Here is a 19,039-nt window from a genome sequence, read left to right on the forward strand (position 1 = left end):
AAATTCGCGGACTCGACGGTGGGGAGCGGGGTGTGCGGGGAGCGGGGTGCGGGTCAGGTGCCGGGGTAGCGCTCGCCGACGGGGACCTCGACGGGGAGGGTGTTGCCGGCCTGCGCGAGCGGGCACGCCCAGGCGGGGTCGTAGGCGCACGACGGGTTGTAGGCGAAGTTGAAGTCGAGCACCAGCGAGGCCTCGCCCTCATCCGTGTCGAGCCCCAGGTCGGCGCCCTTGATGGTGTCGATCAGGTAGCGCCCGCCGCCGTACGTGCCTCCGGGGCGCCCGGCCAGGGCGTCCTTGACGGGGACGAACAGGCCGCCGCCGTACGACGACAGCCGCCAGACGTCCAGCGTGCCCGCCAGCGGGACGCGGACCGTCCCGAGCAGCTCGAACGGGACGACGCCGTCCGTGCCGGTCTCCACGTCCATCCGCGTCGCCTCGGCGGCCGGGCGGATCGGCAGCTCGAACCGCCAGTCGGGGTCGTACGGCGTCACCGGGAGCCCGGTGAAGCCCTCGCGGTCCTCGGGCAGCAGCGGCGACGCGGGATGCGACGAGAACAGGTCGTTGCGGCACGACACCCAGTGCGCGTGGGCCTCGGCCGGGTCGTGACCGGCGAGCCGGCGGACGGACGCGTACAGGGCGAACACCCGTCGCCGCCAGTCCGCGGTCTGCACGGCGGTGACCGCACGGGTCACGGCGCCCGTCTGTCCACCGGGCACGTCTCCACCGGTAAGGGGTTCGGTGTTCGTCATCTGTCCTCCGGGTTCGTGGTGTCGCCCGCGGCCTCCGCGTCTGCCGGAGTCCGCACTTCGGGATCGTAGGCCCAGGTGGGCGCCAGCTGCCGCAGGCGCAGGCCGCGCCACTGCCAGAACAGCCAGAAGGCGTACCAGGCGACGGGCGTGAGCGCGCCGGCGCGGACGATCAGCTGGTCGCGGTAGAGGGTCCGCAGCCGCCCGTGCTCGTCCGGACCGGCGGGGTCCGGGGCGATCGCCATCCGGTGGTCCAGGCGGGGAACCGCGGACAGCATCCCTCCGGTGCCGCCGCCGCTGTCGTGCAGGATGCGCGTCGCCCGCTCGCGCGGATCGGTCGACCGCAGCGTGTCGAGCCGGATGGCCTGGGTGCCGACGGTGAACGCACCGAGCGCCTTCACCCGCACGCGGTGCTCCGAGCCCCACCGCGTCGGAAAGCCGCCCGGCTCGTCCGACCGGAAGTCGAGCCAGGGCAGGGCGACCTCGCGGAACGCCGTCGGGCTCTGCAGGGCACGCCAGGCGGCATCCGGATCGCAGTCGAGCGTCAGCTTGAGGAGCACGCGCATGATCCCAGTGTCTCCCCAACCCGGCCGCCGCGGGCCGAGGGATGGGCGGTTCCTCAGGCTTCGTCGGCGCGCGCCAGCAACAGCTCCCGTTCGCGGGCGTTGCCGGTCATGGCGGCGGCGCGCTGGAACTCCTGCCGCGCCTCGTCCCGGCGGCCCAGCCGCAGCAGCAGGTCGGCGCGCACCGACGGCAGCAGATGGTACGAAGCGAGGGTGCCATCGATCGCCAGCCGGTCGACGACTTCGAGCCCGGCTTCCGGTCCGTAGGCCATCGACAGGGCGACCGCGCGGTTGAGCTCGACGACGGCGGACGGCCGCAGCTCGCCGAGGGCGCCGTAGAGCGCCACGATCTCCTCCCAGTCCGTCGCGTCCGGGGTCGGGGCGGTCGCGTGGCAGGCCGCGATGGCCGCCTGCAGCGCGTACGGCCCGCGGCTGACCGGCGGCCGCCTGCTGAGCCGCAGGGAGTCGGAACGCTTCAGGGCGGCGACGCCGCGGCCGATGAGAAGGCGGTCCCAGCGGGCCCTGTCCTGATCGTGCAGCAGGATGGGGCTGCCGTCGTCCGCGGTCCGGGCTCCGAGCCGGGATGCCTGGAACTCCATCAGCGCGACCAGTCCGTGCACCTCCGGCTCGCGCGGCGTCAGCTCGGCGAGCACACGACCGAGCCGCAGCGCCTCCCGGCAGAGGTCGGGTCGCATCCAGTCGTCGCCCGCCGTGGCCGAGTACCCCTCGTTGAAGATCAGGTAGACGACCTCCAGCACCGAGGCGAGCCGCTCCGGGAACTCCGCGCGTTCCGGCACCTCGAACGGCACGCCGGCCGCGCTGAGGGTGCGCTTGGCCCGGACGATGCGCTGCGCCATGGTCGCGGGCGGGACGAGGAACGCCCGGGCGATCTCCTCCGTCGAGAGGCCTCCGAGCAGCTTCAGGGTGAGGGCGACGCGGGCCGCCTGCGGGAGGACGGGATGGCATGCGACGAAGACGAGGCGGAGCAGGTCGTCCCCGATCGGCTCCTGCGCGACGCGTGCCGGGTCGTCCGACCCGAGCTCCTGCTCGAGGTCGTGGGCGATGGCGGCGTAGCGGTCGTCGAGGCGCTCCCGCCTGCGCCATCCGTCGACCGCGCGGCGCTTCGCGACGGTGGTCAGCCAGGCGCCGGGGTTGCGCGGGATGCCGCTGACCGGCCACTGCTCGAGGGCGGCGACGAGCGCATCCTGAGCCAGCTCCTCGGCCAGGCCGACGTCGCCGGTGGAGCGGGCGAGCCCCGCGATGAGGCGCCCGGACTCGATGCGCCAGACCGACTCGACCGTGCGACGGGTCTCGTCGCGCCGCTCGCCGTCGGTCATCGCCCCGCGTCGCCCGCCACGCGGCGCACCTCCACGCTCCCGCTCGTCAGCGGCAGCCGGCGGGCCCACTCCAGCGCCTCGTCCTCGCCGGCCGTCTGCAGCGTCCACAGGGCGGTCACCCGGGTGCCCGCGTCAGGAGAGCGGTCCGGCGTGGGGCTCTCGCCGTCGAAGCGGATGCGCACGCCGGTCCCGACGGGCTCCAGCGCTTCGGCCGCGAGCAGCACGCCGGCGCGCACGAGCTCCTGCTCGTAGCGGTCGAGCGCGGCGCGGTCCCGGACGGCCGGCTCGGCGCCGTCGCCCTCTTCGGCCTGCGCCATCAGCACGTAACGCATGGTCCCATCCTCTCGTCGAACGCGTGTGGAGTCATCCCTGCGTCGAACGGGATGCGCCGGTTTCGACACGGGTGACGGTGGTGTGCGCTACAACGGGAGCATGGCGATCCGTTACTGGCTGGGCGTTGTGCAGCTCGATCACGTTCTCCGCGGCGTGGCCGGCGGCTTCGCACAGGTCAACCACGGCGCCCGGGCGCCGCTCGAGCGGATGGGCGCGGCCGACGGCTTCGTCTTCTACTCGCCGCGGGCGTCGTACCCGGACGGCGAGCCGCTCAAGCAGTTCACGGCGGTCGGCCGTCTCGCCGACGACGAGGTGTTCCAGGTGACGCAGGGGCCGGCGATGCAGGGTCCCGCGTCCGACTTCAAGCCCTGGCGGCGACGGGTCGAGTGGGACCACGACGCCGTGGCGACGCCCATCCGCCCGCTGCTGGGCGCGCTGGACTTCACGCGCGATCGACCCGACTGGGGCTACCAGCTGCGGCGCGGGCTCATCGAGCTCACCCGCCACGACTTCGAGCTGATCCGGCGGCAGATGCGGCCGTCACCGGGCGAAACACGGCCGTCGGCCGCGAGCCGCCGCATTACGATGGCCCGGTGACTCAGCCGGCCTCTCTCGACTCCGACACCATCAGCAGCGCGATCGACGGCGCCGTTCCGGCCGCCCACCGCCAGGCCAAGTACCAGGTGCGCTTCGACTGGTCCGCCGAGGGCGCGGCGGCCGTCGCGGCCGACGCCGATGTGGTCGTGTGGGTGGATGCGCTGGCCGACGCCCCAGCGCCGGAGCTGCCCGGCGATGGGGCCGTACTGGCCGCCGGATTGACCGATGCCTCCGCCGTCGCGCGCTGGATCCTCGCCGAGCAGGTGCGTCTCGGCCGCCGCGCGATGATCGCTCTCGTCGCCGCGGGCGGTGCGACGCCGTCGGGCGCGACCCGCTTCGCCGTGGAGGACCTGCTCGCCGCCGGCGCCGTGGTGGATGCGCTCGCCTCCGTCGGCATCGACTACTCCTCTCCGGAGGCTGCGGCGGCCTGCGCCGCGTTCACCGGTCTGCGCGGTGCCGTCGCGCACCTGCTGACGGCGTCGGTGTCCGGCCAGGAGCGGGTCGCCGCCGGCGCCGTTCCCGCCGACATCGCCCCCGCCGGGCGTCTCGACGCATCGGACGCTGTGACGGTGCTCCGAGCTCCCCGGCAGAACGGTGCGCCCGCGGCGGAATGATCGCCCGCCGGCGTACGTTGCGGTGCACAGGAGGTTTTATCGATGAAAGCCGTGCTGAACGACACCGTGATCGCCGAGGCCCCGCAGGAGGACCTCATCCGCATCGAGGGCAACTGGTACTTCCCTCCGGCGAGCGTGAAGTCCGAGTACCTCGTGGAGAGCGCCACCCCGTACACGTGTCCGTGGAAGGGCGAGTGCCAGTACTTCTCCGTGAAGTCGGACGACGGCCTGCTGCAGGACCGCGCGTGGAGCTATCCGACGCCGTACCCGAGCTCCTTCGACCGGGTCGGCAAGGACTACAGCAACTACGTGGCGTTCTGGAAGGACGTCCGCGTCGTCGACTGACGACCGGAGACCGCGATGATCCGTCTCGGCCGCCGCCTGAGCCTCCCGGCTCTGGCGGCGGCCGTGCTCGTGGTGGCGGGCTGCTCTGCCTCGCCTCCGACGCCGACGGTGACGCGCACCCCGACCTCGACACCACGGCCCACCGGCACCTCGGCCGCGGTCGCCGCCATCCCGTGGCAGCCGAGCGGGCAGACGACCGTGCTCGAGACGGGCTTGGAGGCGCCCTGGTCGGTGGTGCCGCTGCCGAGCGGGTCGGCGCTCATCAGCGAGCGCGACTCCGGCACGATCGTCGAGCGCCTTCCGCAGGGCGGGCTCCGCACGGTGGGCACCGTGCCGGGCGTCGTCCACACCGGCGAGAGCGGTCTGCTGGGGCTCGCCGTGCAGGCGGAGTCCGCACCGAAGTATCTCTACGCGTACCTCACCACCGCTGACGACAACCGCGTCGTGCGCCTGCCGCTCTCCGGGGTGCCGGGCAGCTACGCGATCGGTTCGCCGGAACCGGTGCTCACCGGCATCCCGAAGGCGTCGAACCACGACGGCGGCCGGCTGGCGTTCGGCCCGAACGGGATGCTCTACGTGACCGCCGGGGACGCGTCCACCCCCGGAAACGCGCAGGATGTCGCGTCTCTCGGCGGCAAGATCCTGCGCGTGACCCCCGAGGGGCAGGTGCCCGGCGACAACCCGTTCCCCGGGTCGCCGGTGTGGTCGTACGGCCACCGCAATCCGCAGGGGATCGGCTGGGACTCCCGCGGAACGATGTGGGCGAGCGAGTTCGGCCAGAACACCTGGGACGAGCTCAACATCATCCGCCCTGGCTCGAACTACGGCTGGCCGGTCGTGGAGGGCGTCGGCGGCGACCCGAAGTACACCGACCCGGTGTACCAGTGGCCGACCGACGCTGCGAGCCCCAGCGGTCTGGCGGTCGTCGGCGACACCGTGTTCCTCGCGGCGCTGCGCGGCGAACGGCTGTGGACGGCGTGGTCGACCGACGGCGCGGCGCCGGTGACGGCCGCACCCTTCTTCGAGGGAGAGCTGGGCCGGCTGCGGGATGTCGTCGCCGTCGGGGACCGTCTCTGGCTGCTCACGAACAACACCGACGGGCGCGGGTCGCCCCGCTCCGGCGACGACCGGCTCATCGCGGCGCCGCTCGTGCCCGCGCTGTCCGTCAAACGCCCGGGCTGACCTCACCCGGGTGGATGCGCTCCTGCGGGTAGTCTTGGGGGGAACCACCGATCGGGAGCAGAACCCTGAGCATCATCCTCGGATACGATCCGACCACCCTGCGCGAACGCGTCGATCTGCGCGCTGCCGGCGAGCGTCTGGAGGAGCTGGGCAGCTTGCGCAGCCTCAGCGGGCTCAACGAGAAGACGGTGCTGCTGCGACTGCTGGGGCGCCTCGACGAGGCGATCGAGATCGGCAACGAGGCGGTTCGGCAGGCGCGTTTCACCGGCGACCGCGAGCAGCTGCTCGGCGCGCGCATCCGTCGGGCTCAGGTGCTGCAGTACCAGGGCAAGACGGACGAGGCGATCGTGGAGCTGACGAGCTGCGTCGACGAGGCCCGCGGCCGGGAGTGGACCGCGCTGGAGGCGTTCGCCATCCAGAGCAGGGGCAAGGTCTCGTTCGATACCGGCGACTACGAAAGCGCTCTCGCCGACATGACCGCCGCCGTCTTCCTGCGCGAGAAGCTGGGCGCGTCCCCGGCCGAGATCCAGGCGGCGCTGACCGCGGTCGCCGTCGTGCAGTCCGCGCTCGACGCGCAGCGCGGGTCGGCGCGTGCCGACCGCGGCGAGGGCGGCTCCGATCACGCGTAGGATGCACGTCATGGAGGTAGGGAGCGCTCCGGACGGGACCCGTCGCTGATGGCCGAGCTCGACCGTGTGCGGCGCTGGGCGGATGCCCTGATCGCCCTGCATCTCGACCCGGCCGTCTGGAGCTTCGGCTTCGACAACGCCAAGACGCGCGCCGGCCTGTGCAACTACACGTCGAAGCGGATCACCGTGTCGCGGTATCTGGCGGCGCGATACGAGGACGACGAGATCCACCAGATCCTGCTCCACGAGGTGGCGCACGCGCTCGCCGGTTCCCGCGCAGGGCACGGACCGCGCTGGCGGGCCATCGCGCTCGACCTCGGGTACGAGGGCAAGCGGCTGCACGGCGGCGCGATCGCCGATGATCTGGCGCCCTGGGTGGGCACCTGCCCGAACGGGCACACGCACTACCGCTACCGGAAGCCGGCGCGGGCGCTGGCCTGCGGCGCGTGCAGCCGGCGCTTCGACGCTGCGAACCTCATCTCGTGGCAGCACCGCGAGGTGTCGCCGGCGCAGCGGCGCACCGCCGCCGCAGCGGCCACCGAGTAGCCGTCGCGCCGCGGTCAGGCGTGCGCGACGCCGAGCCGCGCGTCCAGTCCGTCCCGCACGGCGGGCCACTCCTCGCTGAGGATGGAGTACACGGCCGTGTCGCGCCAGGTCCCGTCCGCGCGCAGCTGGGTGTGCCGCAGGACGCCCTCGAACTGCGCGCCGAGGCGCAGGATGGCGGAGCGCGAGCGCGCGTTGAGGACATCCGCCTGCAGCTTGATCCGCTCGAACCCGTGGTCGAAGGCCGTCCCGAGCAGCAGCCGCTTCGTCTCGGCGTTCACGCGCGTGCCCCAGGTCTCCGGCGCGTACGCCGTCCAGCCGATGTGGGCCGAGCGGTTGCCGAGGTCGAAGTCGCCGAGCGTGGTGGTGCCCACCAGGCGGTCGCCGTCCCGGAGCACGACGGCGGTCACGTTCCCGGTGCCCCAGGCGAGGTACCCGAGCATGAACTCCCGCCACTCCTCGTAGGTGTCGCGGTAGGCGGCCGGCCCGCCGCCCCAGCCGCCGGCGAATACCTCGGGGTGCCCGATCGCGTCGAACAGGTCGGGAAGGTCGTCGAGGGTGAGGGCGCGCAGGCGGACGGTCGCCCCCTCCAGCGGGACGTCGGCATCCGGTCGGGTGGCGGTCATCCGCCCAGTATGCCAGCCCGTCCGTGGGCCATCCGTGGGTCGCAACACGCCGTTGCCGGCGTCTCAGAACGGCGTGTTGCGACCCATGGATGGGGGGAAGTGCCGGGTCGGTAGGCTGGGGGGAGAGGCGGCGGCGGATGAGGGTGCCGTAACCGACTATGTTGGTTACATGGCGACCGAAGCAATACTCACCCGCGGAACCGGCCAGTGGATGGAACCCGTCGACGGCCAGCGCTGGTGGTTCGACTCCGGATCGCTGGCGCTCGACTTCGCCTACACGGGAGAGTTCGCCCACGCCGACGATTCCGCCGGCCCGGAGGACGAGCGGCCCGCGGTGCGCGACGCCGCGGGTCTCAACGCGTGGCTGGTCGAGCGGTTCCCGGAGGTGGCGCCCACCGCGGGCGACCGCGAGTTCCGCGACGCCCGGACCCTCCGCACGGCGATCGCCCGCCTCGCCCGGCAGGCCAGCCGATCGGAGGAGCTCTCGCCCGACGACATCGACGTGGTGAACCTCTTCGCCGCGACCCCCGACATCCCTCCGGTGCTCGCCGGGGGCGGCCGTCAGGCGGGCCGGACGAACGCCCGCCCGCACCAGGCGCTCGGCACCATCGCACGTGACGCGGTGCGGCTGTTCGGGCCGGATGTCGACGGCCGCATCCGCGAGTGCTCGGCCGACGACTGCGAACTGGTCTACCTCGACACCTCCCGCAGCGGAACCCGGCGCTGGTGCTCGATGCAGCGCTGCGGCAACCGCGCGAAGGTGCGCGCGCACCGTGCCCGCGCGGCTCGCACGCCACAATAGGAGCATGAGCGGTTCCGTCGACCTCAACAGCGACCTGGGGGAGTCGTTCGGCGCCTGGTCGATGGGCGACGACGCCGCGCTGCTGCGCGTCGTGTCCAGCGCGAACGTCGCCTGCGGCTTCCACGCGGGCGACCCGTCGACGATGCTCGCGACCTGCCGCGAGGCTGCCGCGAACGGCGTGACCGTCGGCGCCCATGTCTCCTACCGCGACCTCGCCGGATTCGGCCGGCGGCCGATGGAGGTGCCCGCCGGCGAGCTGCGCGACGAGGTGCTGTACCAGCTCGCGGCCCTCGCGGGCATCGCCCGGGTGGCCGGGACGGCGGTGCGCTACGTGAAGCCGCACGGCGCGCTCTACAACCGCATCGTGCACGACGCGGGCCAGGCGCGGGCCGTGGTGGACGCGGTCGTCGCCTTCGATCCGACGCTCGCTCTGCTGGGGCTCGCGGGATCCGCCGTCGAGCGGGCGGCCGACGAGGCCGGCGTCCGGTTCGTCCGCGAGGCGTTCGTCGACCGCGGCTACCGCCCGGACGGCACGCTGGTGCCGCGCACTGAGCCGGGAGCGCTGCTCTCGGACGAGCGGGAGATCGCGGCCCGGGCCCTCCGCATGGTCACCGAGGGCCGCGTCGTCGCGGCGGACGGCACCGACCTCGCCGTCGGGGTGGACTCGCTCTGCGTCCACGGCGACACCCCCGGGGCGGTCGCGATGGCCCGCGCGGTGCGCGACGCGCTCGCCGCTGCCGGTGTGCGGGTGGAGCCGTTCGCGTGACCGGCCGCATCCTGCCGTACGGCGACCACGCCCTGCTCGTGGAGCTGGACGGGCTGGATGCGGTGCTCGCCCTGTTCCGCGGGCTGGAGGCCGCACGGCCGGACGGCGTCGTCGAGCTGGTGCCGGCGGCCCGCACGATCGCGGTCGTGGTCGACCCCCGCATCCTCCCGCTGAGCGCCGCCCGCGGCTGGATCGAGCGCACGCGTCCGCTGCCCGCGGACGCGGTCGCGGAGCGCGTCGTCGAGCTGGACGTCCGCTACGACGGCGAGGACCTCGCGGACGTCGCGCGCCTGACCGGACGCACCGAGGCGGAGGTCGTCGCCGTTCACACCGGCACGCGCTGGCGGGTCGCCTTCGGCGGCTTCGCCCCCGGCTTCGCCTACCTCGTCGGCGACGGGACCGTGGACGGCGGCGCGGCCGACGAGCTCGAGGTGCCGCGCCGCGCGACGCCGCGCACCGCGGTGCCCCCGGGCTCGGTCGGGCTGGCGGGAACGTTCAGCGGCGTCTACCCGCGGTCGAGCCCGGGCGGCTGGCAGCTGATCGGCCGCACCGACGCGACGCTGTGGGACGAGAACGCCGATCCGCCCGCGCTGCTCCGGCCGGGGACCGTCGTGCGGTTCCGGGAGGTGCGATGAGCGGGATGCGCATCCTGAGCCCGGGCGCGCTCGCGCTCGTCCAGGACCTCGGGCGGCCGGGCCTCGCCGCCCTCGGCGTCGGCCGGTCGGGCGCCCTCGACCGTGCGGCGCTGCGGCTCGGCAACCGCTTGCTCGGCAACGACGAGGGCGACGCGGGCATCGAGGTGCTCCTCGGCGGGTTCGAGGCCGTCTTCGAGCACGACGCCTGGTTCGCCGTGACGGGAGCGACCGGTCCGCTGCTCCTCGACGACCGGCCGGTGGATGCGCACCAGCCGGTGCGCGCGCACCCCGGGCAGGTCCTCCGCATCGGATCGGGGACCGCCGGACTCCGCTGGTATCTGACCGTGCGCGGCGGGGTCGCGGTGCCGGCCGTCCTCGGGTCGCGCTCGCGCGACACCCTGGCCGGCCTCGGCCCCGCTCCGCTGCGGGCGGGCGACCGCGTGCCGGTCGGCGAGCATCCCGGCTCCGACCTGCCGCTGCTGGACTTCGTCCCCGTCGCCGACCCGGCGCCGGGAGCCGTCGAGGTGCGCGCACACCGGGGACCCCGCGCGGACTGGTTCACCCCGGCCGCGCTGGAGGCCTTCTTCTCCGTCGAGTGGCGCGTCGCACCCGAGAGCGATCGCATCGGTGCGCGGCTCGACCCCGTGCGGGCGCCGGCGCACGCCGCGGGCGTGACCCCGCATCCCGATCCGCTGCTGGAGCGGGCCGTGCGGCACGAGCTTCCCAGCGAGCCGATGGTCGCCGGCGCCGTGCAGGTGTCGCCCGACGGCCGTCCGACGGTCCTGCTCGCCGACCACCCCGTCACCGGCGGATACCCGGTGATCGCCGTGGTCGCCGACGCCGCGCTGGACGCGTTCGCGCAGCTGCGGCCCGGTCAGACCCTGACCTTCCGCCACGCCTGACGCCCTCCCCGCCCGCGAAGTGCTCGTCGTGGTCGCCGTCCGCGGCGTGTCGCTCGCAGGTGCGAGCACCTCGCGGGAGCGTCAGTCGCGGCGGGTGCCGCTCTGGAAGATGCTGCGCGCCGGGGGCGGCGACGGGACGCTCGTCGCGTCCGTCACGATCGGCGCGCCCGCCGCGAATGTCCGCAGCTCCTCACCGGCCACGGCCTTCGCGGGATGCGGACCGCTCGCCAGCAGACGCGGCAGCCACTCCAGGGGCAGCGGCGAGTTCGATCCGACCAGCACCACGTTCCCGAAGCGGCGGCCCTTCAGCACCTGCGTCTCGGCGAGCGCAGCGACGTTCTCGACGACCGAGCCGAGCGTCGACACCTGGCTGCGGGCGAAACTCAGCGGCGGACCGTCCGCGACGTTCACGAGCACGATCCCGTCCGGCTTCAACAGAGAGACCGCCGAGCGGTAGAACTCGGCACTCGTGACGTGCGCCGGGGTCCGCGAGCCGCTGAAGATGTCCACCACCAGCAGGTCGACCTCGCCGCGCAGCCCGTTCGGGAGCTTGCCGACGACCTCGCGGGCGTCGCCGTGGCGGATGCGGATCTGCGCGTAGCGCGGCAGCGGGAGCTGCTCGCGCACGAGGTCCACCAGGCGGCTCTCCAGCTCGACCACCTGCTGACGCGAGCCGGGTCGCGTGTATGCGATGTAGCGGGGGAGCGTCAGCGCGCCGGCACCGAGGTGCACGGCCGTGATCGGCTGACCGGGCTCGCCGATCAGGTCGATGACGTTGCCCATCCGCTGGATGTACTCGAAGAACAGCTGCGACGGGTCGTCGAGGTTGACATGCGACTGCGGTGTGCCGTCGACGACCAGCTGGTAGGCGCCCGGCACGAACCGGTCGGGCTCCACGATCGCCAGGTAGCCGCTCTCCGACAGGACGACCGAGGGGTTCTGGGGGGTCGGGTTCGGAGACACACCGGCAGCCTAGTCGCGGCGCATGCGAGCCGGTGCGGCGCGATCTCCACCCGCGCGTCCACCCGGTCTCCACCCGCGGGCGGTCCCGCCCGGCGCGGCGGGACACGACGCTGGTGGTGTGCCGGAGGTTCCGGCGCACTCCGTCCCGGAAAGGCGATCATGACCGTCCAGACCCTCGGCAACGCGCTCCTCATCCTGCTGCTCATCGGATGGGTCGGCTACCGGCAGCTGACCTGGCGCCCGGTGGTGATCGCGAAGATGTGGCGGATGCCCGGCATCCTCGCCGTTGTCGGCGCCGTTCTGCTGGTGCAGCAGGTGAAGCCGGCGACCATCACTCCGCTCGACCTCGCGGTCGTCGCCGGGGAGATCGTCCTGTCGCTCGCCATCGGCGCGTGGATCGGCGGCATCGCGCACTTCCGCCGGCTGCCGGAGCCCGTCGTCGGCAAGAACCCGTCCGACATCGCCGTCTACGAGTCGCGCACCGGCGTGCTCGGCCTGGTGCTGTGGATGGTCGTCATCGCGGTGCGTGTGGGCGTCGACGTGCTCGCCGCGCAGGCCGGCTCGCACCTGGGTGCCGCGACCGGCATCATCCTGCTGGTGTTCGCGGCGAACCGTCTCGCCCGGGCTGCCGTCTTCGCCGCGCGCCTCGACCGTCACGCCGCGCTCGCCGCGTGAGCGGGCGTCGTCCACGGCCGGCGGGAAGCATGATGGTCGGGTGAACGTCTCCCTCCGCCCCAGCTGGCTCGCCCTGGCGCTGACCGTGGTCGGCGCCGGGGCCGTCGGCTACGCGCTGATCCGCACCGACTCCGGACACCGCCCAGTGTGGGTGCTCGTCCTCGGGCTGGTCTCGGTGGCGCTGTGGGTGGTGCGCGGCGCACTCGCGAAGGCCGGCCTCCGTCGCGCCGCCTTCGCGTGCGCCGTCGTCCTCGTCGTCCTGGGCGCGCTCGTCGCGGCGCCCACCGACGGCCTGACCGTCGTCCCCGCCGCGATCGGCGTGCTCGTCGTGCTCGGCGATCCGCGCGATCCGCTGTGGGTCGGGCTCCTCGTCGGCGGTGTCGGGATCGCCCTGGTGGCCCTCGGCGCGGTTCCCGCCGGAACGGCCATCCCGAACCTCCTCACCCAGATGGGCGGGATGCTGCTCGCGGTCTTCGCCGGGCTGAGCCGGCGGCAGTTCCGCGTGTCGGAGGAACAGGCGGCGCTGCTGCGGGAGCGTGCCGTCGCGATGAAGGAGGAGGCGTCGCGGATCGCCATCGCCCGGGATCTGCACGACGTGCTCGCGCACAGCCTGGGCGGCCTCGTCATCCAGCTGGATGCGGTCGACGCCCTCCTCGAATCCGGCGACGCCGACGCGGCCCGGTCGCGCGTGGTCGCCGCCCGCGGGCTTGCGGCGGACGGGCTGGGGGAGGCCCGACGTGCCGTCGCCGCTCTGCGCGACCCGGTGGCCGCGGAGACGGAGCCCGTGACCGCGGATGCGTTCCCGGGCGCCGTGGACGAGCTCGTGGCGGCGCACCGCTCGCTCGGCGGCCGCGCGGAGCTGCGGGTGACCGGCGACGCCGCGACCCTCACCGCGCAGCAGGCCGAGGCGCTGCAGCGCGCCCTGCAGGAGGGGCTGAGCAACGCCCGCAAGCACGCGCCCGGACAGCCCGTCACGGTCGAGCTGGTCTGGCAGGATGACCGCGTGCGCCTCGTCGTCTCCAACCCGCTGCCCGCGACCGGGACCCCGGCGTCGGCGCTGGCCGCATCCGGCGGCGGGTACGGGGTCGAGGGGATGCGCGAGCGGTTCGCCGCGCTTCCCGGCGGAGGCACCGCCTCGGCTGCGGTTGTCGCCGGCCGGTTCGTCCTGACGGCGGAGGCGATGCTCCGATGACCGGCGATGCGCTCATCCGGGTCGCCGTCGCCGACGACCAGGCGATCATCCGCGACGGGCTGGTCACCGTGCTCGGCCTGCTGCCCGACATCGAGGTGGTCGGCGAGGCCGCGGATGGCGAGGAGGCGGTCGCGCTCGCCGTGGCCGCGCATCCCGACGTGCTGCTCATGGACCTCCGGATGCCGGTGCTCGACGGCGCGGAGGCGACCGCCCGCGTGCGGCAGGCCGCGCCGGACACGGCCGTGCTCATCCTGACCACCTACGCCGACGACGAGTCCATCCTCGGCGCGCTGCGGGCCGGAGCGCGCGGGTACCTGACGAAGGACGCCGGCCGCGCCGAGCTCGCCGCCGCGGTGCGGGCCGTCGCCAGCGGCCAGACCACGCTGGCGCCCGAGGTCGGCGCGCGGGTGATCGGCGCGCTCACCGGCACGGCCCGCGCCGCGGAGGTCGCGCCGCCGGATGCGGCGGGTGCGCTCGTGGTCCGCTTCCCCGCGCTCACCCGCCGGGAGGCGGAGGTGCTCGCGCTGATCGGCGACGGCCTGAGCAACGCCGAGATCGCCCGGACCCTCTTCGTGAGCGTCGCGACGGTCAAGACGCACATCAACGCCATCTTCGCGAAGCTCGCCGTGCGCGACCGGTCCCAGGCGATCGCGCTCGTCCGCTCCTGACGGGGTCGGCTGCGCCGCTTCCCTCTGACGCACTGCCGGAGAAGGATGGGGGCGTGAGCGACCCGAACGCGGCCACCCCGCCCTCCCCGCCCTCCGCCGATCTCGTGCTCGTGACCGGCGGTTCCGGATTCCTCGGCGCCCACTGCATCCTCGCTCTGCTGGACGCGGGCTACCGGGTGCGCACCACGATCCGCACGCCCGCCCGCGCCGCCGACGTCCGGCAGCAGCTCGCGGCAGGCGGCGTCGACGACCCGGGCGACCGGCTCGAGTTCGCGATCGCCGACCTGACCTCCGACGACGGATGGGCGGATGCCGTCGCCGGGTGCCGGTTCGTGCTGCACGTCGCCTCTCCCTTCCCGTCGTCTCAGCCGAAGGATGCGGACGAGCTGATCGTCCCCGCCCGCGACGGCGCCCTGCGCGTGCTGCGGGCGGCGCGGGACGCCGGCGTCGAACGCGTGGTGCTCACCTCATCCTTCGCGGCCATCGGCTACGGGCACCCGCCGACCGACCGGCCGTTCACCGAGGAGGACTGGACCGACCTCGACAGCGGCCGCCCGCTGAGTCCGTACGTGCAGTCGAAGACCATCGCAGAGCGGGCGGCCTGGGCGTTCGTCGCGGCCGAGGGCGGAGGTCTCGAGCTCGCGACCGTGAATCCGGTCGGGATCCTCGGGCCGGTGCTCGGGCCCGACATCTCCACCTCGGTCGAGCTGATCCGCCTGGTGAAGGAGGGACGCCTCCCTCGCCTCCCCGACGTGCACTTCGGCATCGTCGACGTGCGCGACGTCGCCGCGCTGCACCTCCTCGCGATGACGCGACCGGAGGGGGCGGGCGAGCGGTTCCTCGCCATCGCCGGCGAGGTCATGTCGGCGCAGGAGGTCGCGCTGCTCATCCGCGGTCACCTCGGCGAGGCCGCCGGACGCCGGGTGAGCACCAAGCTGATGCCCGAGTGGATGCTGCGGGCGGTCGCACCCTTCAGCCGGCGCGTGCGCGACTCCCTTCCCGACATCGGCACGGTGCGCCGCGCCACCTCGCAGAAGGCGATCACGGTGCTGGGCTGGAGTCCGCGGTCGCGCGAGGAGGCCGTGATCGCCACCGTCGACACCCTCCCGACCTACCACCCGCGCAGCCGCTGATCTGACCCGCCGGGGACCGGGAATAGCATCGCCGGACCCGCGTTATACATCAGGACGTGTCTCCGGTCAAGAAAAGACTGGACACGGCGCGTCCGATTGACATATAGTTGTTCTTTGCGCTCCCAGTCAAACTTCTGCCTTCATATTGCGGTCGGCTCTGACTTTCTCCGCGTGTGCCTGGGCCCGTCCTTTCGGGTCAGATACGCAGCGCGACGTGACTGGGAGTACTCGTCCTGATAGATACACGACCGACAGTAACTGGCCCGACGGGGCCCCGGAGGTTATTTCCTTGGCTGCTGCGCGCAACGCAACCAACACCGACAAGACACCCAAGAACGGACGAGCCGCATCCCGACTCTCCTTCGCCAAGATCACGGACACCCTGACCGTTCCCGATCTGCTCGCACTGCAGACCGAGAGCTTCGACTGGCTGGTCGGCAACGACGCGTGGAAGGCTCGCGTCGCCGAAGCCGAGGCCCAGGGCCGTCAGGATCTTCCCGCCAACACGGGCCTCGAGGAGATCTTCGAGGAGATCTCTCCCATCGAGGACCTCGGCGAGACCATGCAGCTCTCGTTCACGAACCCCTTCCTCGAGGAGAAGAAGTACTCCATCGACGAGTGCAAGGAGAAGGGCAAGACCTACGCGGCCCCGCTCTACGTCGAGGCCGAGTTCATGAACCACCTCACCGGTGAGATCAAGACCCAGACGGTCTTCATGGGCGACTTCCCGCTGATGACCGAGAAGGGCACCTTCATCATCAACGGCACCGAGCGTGTCGTCGTCTCGCAGCTCGTCCGTTCGCCGGGCGTGTACTTCGAGGCCACCCCCGACAAGACGTCCGACAAGGACATCTTCTCGGCACGCGTGATCCCGAGCCGCGGTGCGTGGCTCGAGTTCGAGATCGACAAGCGCGACCAGGTCGGTGTCCGCATCGACCGCAAGCGCAAGCAGTCGGTCACGGTGTTCCTGAAGGCCCTCGGCCTCACCAGCGAGGAGATCCTCTCCGAGTTCGCCGGGTACCAGTCCATCGAGCTGACCCTCGAGAAGGACGCCATCCTCACCAAGGAGGAGGCGCTCAAGGACATCTACCGCAAGCTGCGTCCGGGCGAGCAGGTCGCCGCCGAGGCCGCGCGTGCGCTGCTCGACAACTTCTACTTCAACCCGAAGCGCTACGACCTCGCCAAGGTCGGCCGCTACAAGATCAACCGCAAGCTCGGCCTCGAGGCCCCGCTGTCGGAGTCGGTGCTGACCGTCCAGGACATCATCGCCACGATCAAGTACCTGGTCGCCCTGCACGACGGCCAGACCACGATCAAGGGTCTGCGCAACGGCGTCGAGACGGACATCCGCCTCGACATCGACGACATCGACCACTTCGGCAACCGTCGCATCCGCGCGGTGGGCGAGCTCATCCAGAACCAGGTCCGCACGGGCCTCAGCCGGATGGAGCGCGTGGTCCGCGAGCGCATGACCACGCAGGACATCGAGGCGATCACCCCGCAGACCCTGATCAACGTGCGACCCGTCGTCGCCGCGATCAAGGAGTTCTTCGGAACGTCGCAGCTGTCGCAGTTCATGGACCAGAACAACCCGCTCGCGGGTCTGACCCACAAGCGCCGCCTCTCCGCGCTCGGCCCCGGTGGTCTGAGCCGTGAGCGCGCCGGCGTCGAGGTCCGTGACGTCCACCCGTCGCACTACGGCCGCATGTGCCCGATCGAGACGCCGGAAGGCCCGAACATCGGTCTGATCGGCTCGCTCGCGTCGTTCGCGCGGATCAACTCCTTCGGCTTCATCGAGACGCCGTACCGCAAGGTCGTCGACGGCCGGGTCACCGACCAGATCGACTACCTCACGGCCTCCGAGGAGGACGACTTCGTCGTCGCGCAGGCGAACGCCCCGCTCGACGCGAACGGCCACTTCGTGGAGGAGCGCGTCCTCGCCCGTCAGAAGGGCGGCGAGGTCGACCTGATCCCCGCCGAGGAGATCGGCTACATGGACGTCTCCCCGCGCCAGATGGTGTCGGTGGGTACGTCGCTGATCCCGTTCCTCGAGCACGACGACGCCAACCGAGCCCTCATGGGTGCGAACATGCAGCGCCAGGCGGTGCCGCTGCTCCGCTCGGAGAGCCCGGTCGTCGGAACCGGTATGGAGGGCTACGCGGCCATCGACGCCGGTGACGTGATCACCGCCGAGAAGTCCGGTGTCGTCACCGAGGTCTCGGCCGACGCGGTCACCGTCCAGGCGGACGACGGAACGTACCAGACCTACTACCTGCGCAAGTTCGACCGCTCGAACCAGGGCACGTCCTACAACCACCGCGTGATCGTGGACGAGGGCGACCGCATCGAGCAGGGCGAGGTCGTCGCCGACGGTCCCGCGACCGAGAACGGCGAGCTCGCGCTCGGCAAGAACCTGCTCGTCGCGTTCATGCCGTGGGAGGGTCACAACTTCGAGGACGCGATCATCCTCAGCCAGAACCTGGTGAAGGACGACACCCTCTCCTCGATCCACATCGAGGAGTACGAGGTCGACGCCCGCGACACCAAGCTCGGCAAGGAGGAGATCACCCGCGATCTCCCGAACGTCAGCCCGGACCTCCTGGCCGACCTCGACGAGCGCGGCATCATCCGCATCGGCGCCGAGGTGCGCCCCGGCGACATCCTCGTCGGCAAGGTCACGCCGAAGGGCGAGACCGAGCTGTCGGCCGAGGAGCGCCTGCTCCGCGCGATCTTCAACGAGAAGAGCCGCGAGGTGCGCGACACCTCCCTCAAGGTCCCGCACGGCGAGGAGGGCACCGTCATCGGTGTCAAGGTCTTCGACTCGCAGGACGGCGACGACGAGCTCGGCTCCGGCGTGAACCAGCGCGTGGTGGTCTACATCGCCCAGAAGCGCAAGATCACCGCGGGTGACAAGCTCGCCGGCCGTCACGGCAACAAGGGCGTCATCTCCAAGATCCTCCCGGTCGAGGACATGCCGTTCCTCGCCGACGGGACGCCGGTCGACGTCATCCTCAACCCGCTGGGTGTCCCCGGTCGAATGAACTTCGGTCAGGTCCTGGAGATCCACCTCGGGTGGATCGCCAAGAACGGCTGGGAGATCAAGGGCAAGCCGAAGTGGGCCGCTGAGCTCCCCGAGGCCGCGTTCTCGGCCGAGCCGAACACGAAGGTCGCCACCCCGGTGTTCGACGGCGCGAAGGAGGAGGAGATCGCAGGTCTGCTCGACGCGACCCTCCCGACGCGCGACGGGGACCGCCTGATCGGCTCCTCCGGCAAGACGCAGCTGTTCGACGGCCGCTCCGGCGAGCCGTACCCGGACCCTGTGTCGGTCGGCTACATGTACATCCTGAAGCTGCACCACCTGGTCGACGACAAGATCCACGCCCGTTCGACCGGTCCGTACTCGATGATCACCCAGCAGCCGCTCGGTGGTAAGGCGCAGTTCGGTGGTCAGCGCTTCGGTGAGATGGAGGTGTGGGCCCTCGAGGCCTACGGTGCCGCGTACGCGCTGCAGGAGCTCCTGACCATCAAGTCGGATGACATCCTCGGCCGCGTGAAGGTCTACGAGGCCATCGTCAAGGGTGAGAACATCCAGGAGCCGGGCATCCCGGAGTCCTTCAAGGTGCTCATCAAGGAGATGCAGTCCCTCTGCCTGAACGTGGAGGTCCTGTCGGCCGACGGCCAGGCGGTCAGCCTGCGCGACTCGGACGACGAGGCCTTCCGCGCCGCGGAGGAGCTCGGCATCAACATCTCCTCCCGCTTCGAGTCGTCGTCGATCGACGAGATCTAAG

21 protein-coding genes are annotated in these 19,039 nt (G+C 72.3%); 15 read left to right on the forward strand and 6 right to left on the reverse strand.

The window, feature by feature from the left end:
* Nucleotides 1–53: 53 nt before the first annotated feature.
* Genes BLW09_RS03340 through BLW09_RS03355 form a run of 4 tightly spaced genes read right to left on the reverse strand, consistent with a single transcriptional unit; the run spans nt 54 to nt 2,978 of the window.
* Nucleotides 54–749: a DUF1684 domain-containing protein gene (locus BLW09_RS03340; RefSeq protein ID WP_089908443.1), complete on the reverse strand. Its 696-nt coding sequence runs from the start codon at nt 747–749 to the stop codon at nt 54–56.
* Nucleotides 746–1,312, reverse strand: coding sequence for a hypothetical protein (locus tag BLW09_RS03345; RefSeq protein ID WP_089908446.1), 567 nt, complete (start codon nt 1,310–1,312; stop codon nt 746–748). The genes BLW09_RS03340 and BLW09_RS03345 overlap by 4 nt, the downstream gene beginning before the upstream one ends.
* A gap of 53 nt (nt 1,313–1,365) precedes the next feature.
* The gene (locus BLW09_RS03350; protein WP_089908449.1) at nt 1,366–2,646 is read right to left on the reverse strand and encodes an RNA polymerase sigma factor; all 1,281 of its coding nucleotides are present in this window, start codon (nt 2,644–2,646) and stop codon (nt 1,366–1,368) included.
* Entirely contained in the window at nt 2,643–2,978 is a 336-nt protein-coding gene (locus BLW09_RS03355) for a YciI family protein (RefSeq protein ID WP_089908452.1), read from the reverse strand. Before BLW09_RS03355 ends, BLW09_RS03350 begins: the two co-directional genes overlap by 4 nt.
* Nucleotides 2,979–3,078: 100 nt before the next feature.
* On the opposite strand from BLW09_RS03355, the gene BLW09_RS03360 reads away from it, so the two are divergent.
* The 6 genes from BLW09_RS03360 to BLW09_RS03385 all read left to right on the forward strand — a co-directional run bounded on the left by BLW09_RS03360 (nt 3,079) and on the right by BLW09_RS03385 (nt 6,892).
* Nucleotides 3,079–3,576 carry an EVE domain-containing protein gene (locus BLW09_RS03360; RefSeq protein WP_231947032.1) on the forward strand — a complete coding sequence of 166 codons (498 nt, stop codon included), beginning with the start codon at nt 3,079–3,081 and terminating at the stop codon, nt 3,574–3,576.
* The gene (locus BLW09_RS03365) at nt 3,573–4,190 is read left to right on the forward strand and encodes a 2-phosphosulfolactate phosphatase (protein ID WP_089908457.1); all 618 of its coding nucleotides are present in this window, start codon (nt 3,573–3,575) and stop codon (nt 4,188–4,190) included. Before BLW09_RS03360 ends, BLW09_RS03365 begins: the two co-directional genes overlap by 4 nt.
* A 42-nt stretch (nt 4,191–4,232) precedes the next feature.
* Complete coding sequence (locus BLW09_RS03370; protein WP_089908460.1) at nt 4,233–4,535, forward strand: DUF427 domain-containing protein; 303 nt, start codon at nt 4,233–4,235, stop codon at nt 4,533–4,535.
* A 15-nt stretch (nt 4,536–4,550) separates the two neighbouring features.
* Nucleotides 4,551–5,717 carry a PQQ-dependent sugar dehydrogenase gene (locus BLW09_RS03375; RefSeq protein ID WP_089908463.1) on the forward strand — a complete coding sequence of 389 codons (1,167 nt, stop codon included), beginning with the start codon at nt 4,551–4,553 and terminating at the stop codon, nt 5,715–5,717.
* Nucleotides 5,718–5,872: 155 nt separating this feature from the next.
* On the forward strand, nt 5,873–6,346 hold the full coding sequence (locus BLW09_RS03380) for a tetratricopeptide repeat protein (protein ID WP_089908466.1): 474 nt from the start codon (nt 5,873–5,875) through the stop codon (nt 6,344–6,346).
* 48 nt (nt 6,347–6,394) lie between these two features.
* Nucleotides 6,395–6,892: a SprT-like domain-containing protein gene (locus tag BLW09_RS03385; protein WP_089908469.1), complete on the forward strand. Its 498-nt coding sequence runs from the start codon at nt 6,395–6,397 to the stop codon at nt 6,890–6,892.
* Nucleotides 6,893–6,906: 14 nt separating this feature from the next.
* Here the strand turns inward: BLW09_RS03385 and BLW09_RS03390 are convergent, their stop codons facing one another.
* Nucleotides 6,907–7,515 (reverse strand): GNAT family N-acetyltransferase, encoded by a 609-nt coding sequence (locus tag BLW09_RS03390; RefSeq protein WP_089908471.1) that lies wholly within the window; start codon nt 7,513–7,515, stop codon nt 6,907–6,909.
* 169 nt (nt 7,516–7,684) lie between these two features.
* Here BLW09_RS03390 and BLW09_RS03395 point away from each other — a divergent pair, with 169 nt between their 5' ends.
* From BLW09_RS03395 to BLW09_RS03410, 4 genes are read left to right on the forward strand one after another with little or no spacing between them, the layout of a single operon-like run.
* Nucleotides 7,685–8,317 (forward strand): CGNR zinc finger domain-containing protein, encoded by a 633-nt coding sequence (locus BLW09_RS03395; protein ID WP_231947034.1) that lies wholly within the window; start codon nt 7,685–7,687, stop codon nt 8,315–8,317.
* Nucleotides 8,318–8,321: 4 nt separating this feature from the next.
* Nucleotides 8,322–9,083 (forward strand): LamB/YcsF family protein, encoded by a 762-nt coding sequence (locus BLW09_RS03400; protein WP_089908475.1) that lies wholly within the window; start codon nt 8,322–8,324, stop codon nt 9,081–9,083.
* On the forward strand, nt 9,080–9,718 hold the full coding sequence (locus tag BLW09_RS03405) for a 5-oxoprolinase subunit B family protein (RefSeq protein WP_089908477.1): 639 nt from the start codon (nt 9,080–9,082) through the stop codon (nt 9,716–9,718). The genes BLW09_RS03400 and BLW09_RS03405 overlap by 4 nt, the downstream gene beginning before the upstream one ends.
* Before the next feature lie 5 nt (nt 9,719–9,723).
* Nucleotides 9,724–10,620 carry a biotin-dependent carboxyltransferase family protein gene (locus BLW09_RS03410; RefSeq protein WP_231947036.1) on the forward strand — a complete coding sequence of 299 codons (897 nt, stop codon included), beginning with the start codon at nt 9,724–9,726 and terminating at the stop codon, nt 10,618–10,620.
* A gap of 81 nt (nt 10,621–10,701) precedes the next feature.
* Here BLW09_RS03410 and BLW09_RS03415 read toward each other — a convergent pair whose 3' ends face one another.
* Nucleotides 10,702–11,583 carry a spermidine synthase gene (locus BLW09_RS03415; protein WP_089908482.1) on the reverse strand — a complete coding sequence of 294 codons (882 nt, stop codon included), beginning with the start codon at nt 11,581–11,583 and terminating at the stop codon, nt 10,702–10,704.
* Between the two features lie 159 nt (nt 11,584–11,742).
* Between BLW09_RS03415 and BLW09_RS03420 the strand changes: the two genes are divergently transcribed.
* The 5 genes from BLW09_RS03420 (at nt 11,743) to rpoB (ending at nt 19,038) form a co-directional block, all read left to right on the forward strand.
* Nucleotides 11,743–12,258, forward strand: a complete 516-nt coding sequence (locus tag BLW09_RS03420) for a hypothetical protein (protein WP_089908485.1) — start codon at nt 11,743–11,745, stop codon at nt 12,256–12,258.
* Nucleotides 12,259–12,298: 40 nt separating this feature from the next.
* Nucleotides 12,299–13,450 carry a sensor histidine kinase gene (locus BLW09_RS03425; protein WP_089908488.1) on the forward strand — a complete coding sequence of 384 codons (1,152 nt, stop codon included), beginning with the start codon at nt 12,299–12,301 and terminating at the stop codon, nt 13,448–13,450.
* The gene (locus tag BLW09_RS03430; RefSeq protein WP_089908491.1) at nt 13,447–14,118 is read left to right on the forward strand and encodes a response regulator transcription factor; all 672 of its coding nucleotides are present in this window, start codon (nt 13,447–13,449) and stop codon (nt 14,116–14,118) included. The genes BLW09_RS03425 and BLW09_RS03430 overlap by 4 nt, the downstream gene beginning before the upstream one ends.
* Nucleotides 14,119–14,171: 53 nt before the next feature.
* The gene (locus BLW09_RS03435) at nt 14,172–15,251 is read left to right on the forward strand and encodes an SDR family oxidoreductase (protein ID WP_089908494.1); all 1,080 of its coding nucleotides are present in this window, start codon (nt 14,172–14,174) and stop codon (nt 15,249–15,251) included.
* 289 nt (nt 15,252–15,540) lie between these two features.
* A complete protein-coding gene (gene rpoB, locus BLW09_RS03440) occupies nt 15,541–19,038 on the forward strand; it encodes a DNA-directed RNA polymerase subunit beta (RefSeq protein ID WP_089908497.1) in 3,498 nt (1,165 codons plus the stop codon).
* The last annotated feature ends 1 nt before the right edge of the window (nt 19,039 follow it).

This window comes from Leifsonia sp. 21MFCrub1.1 (genome assembly GCF_900107895.1).
In the GTDB taxonomy this organism is placed as follows: Bacteria; Actinomycetota; Actinomycetes; order Actinomycetales; family Microbacteriaceae; genus Leifsonia; species Leifsonia soli.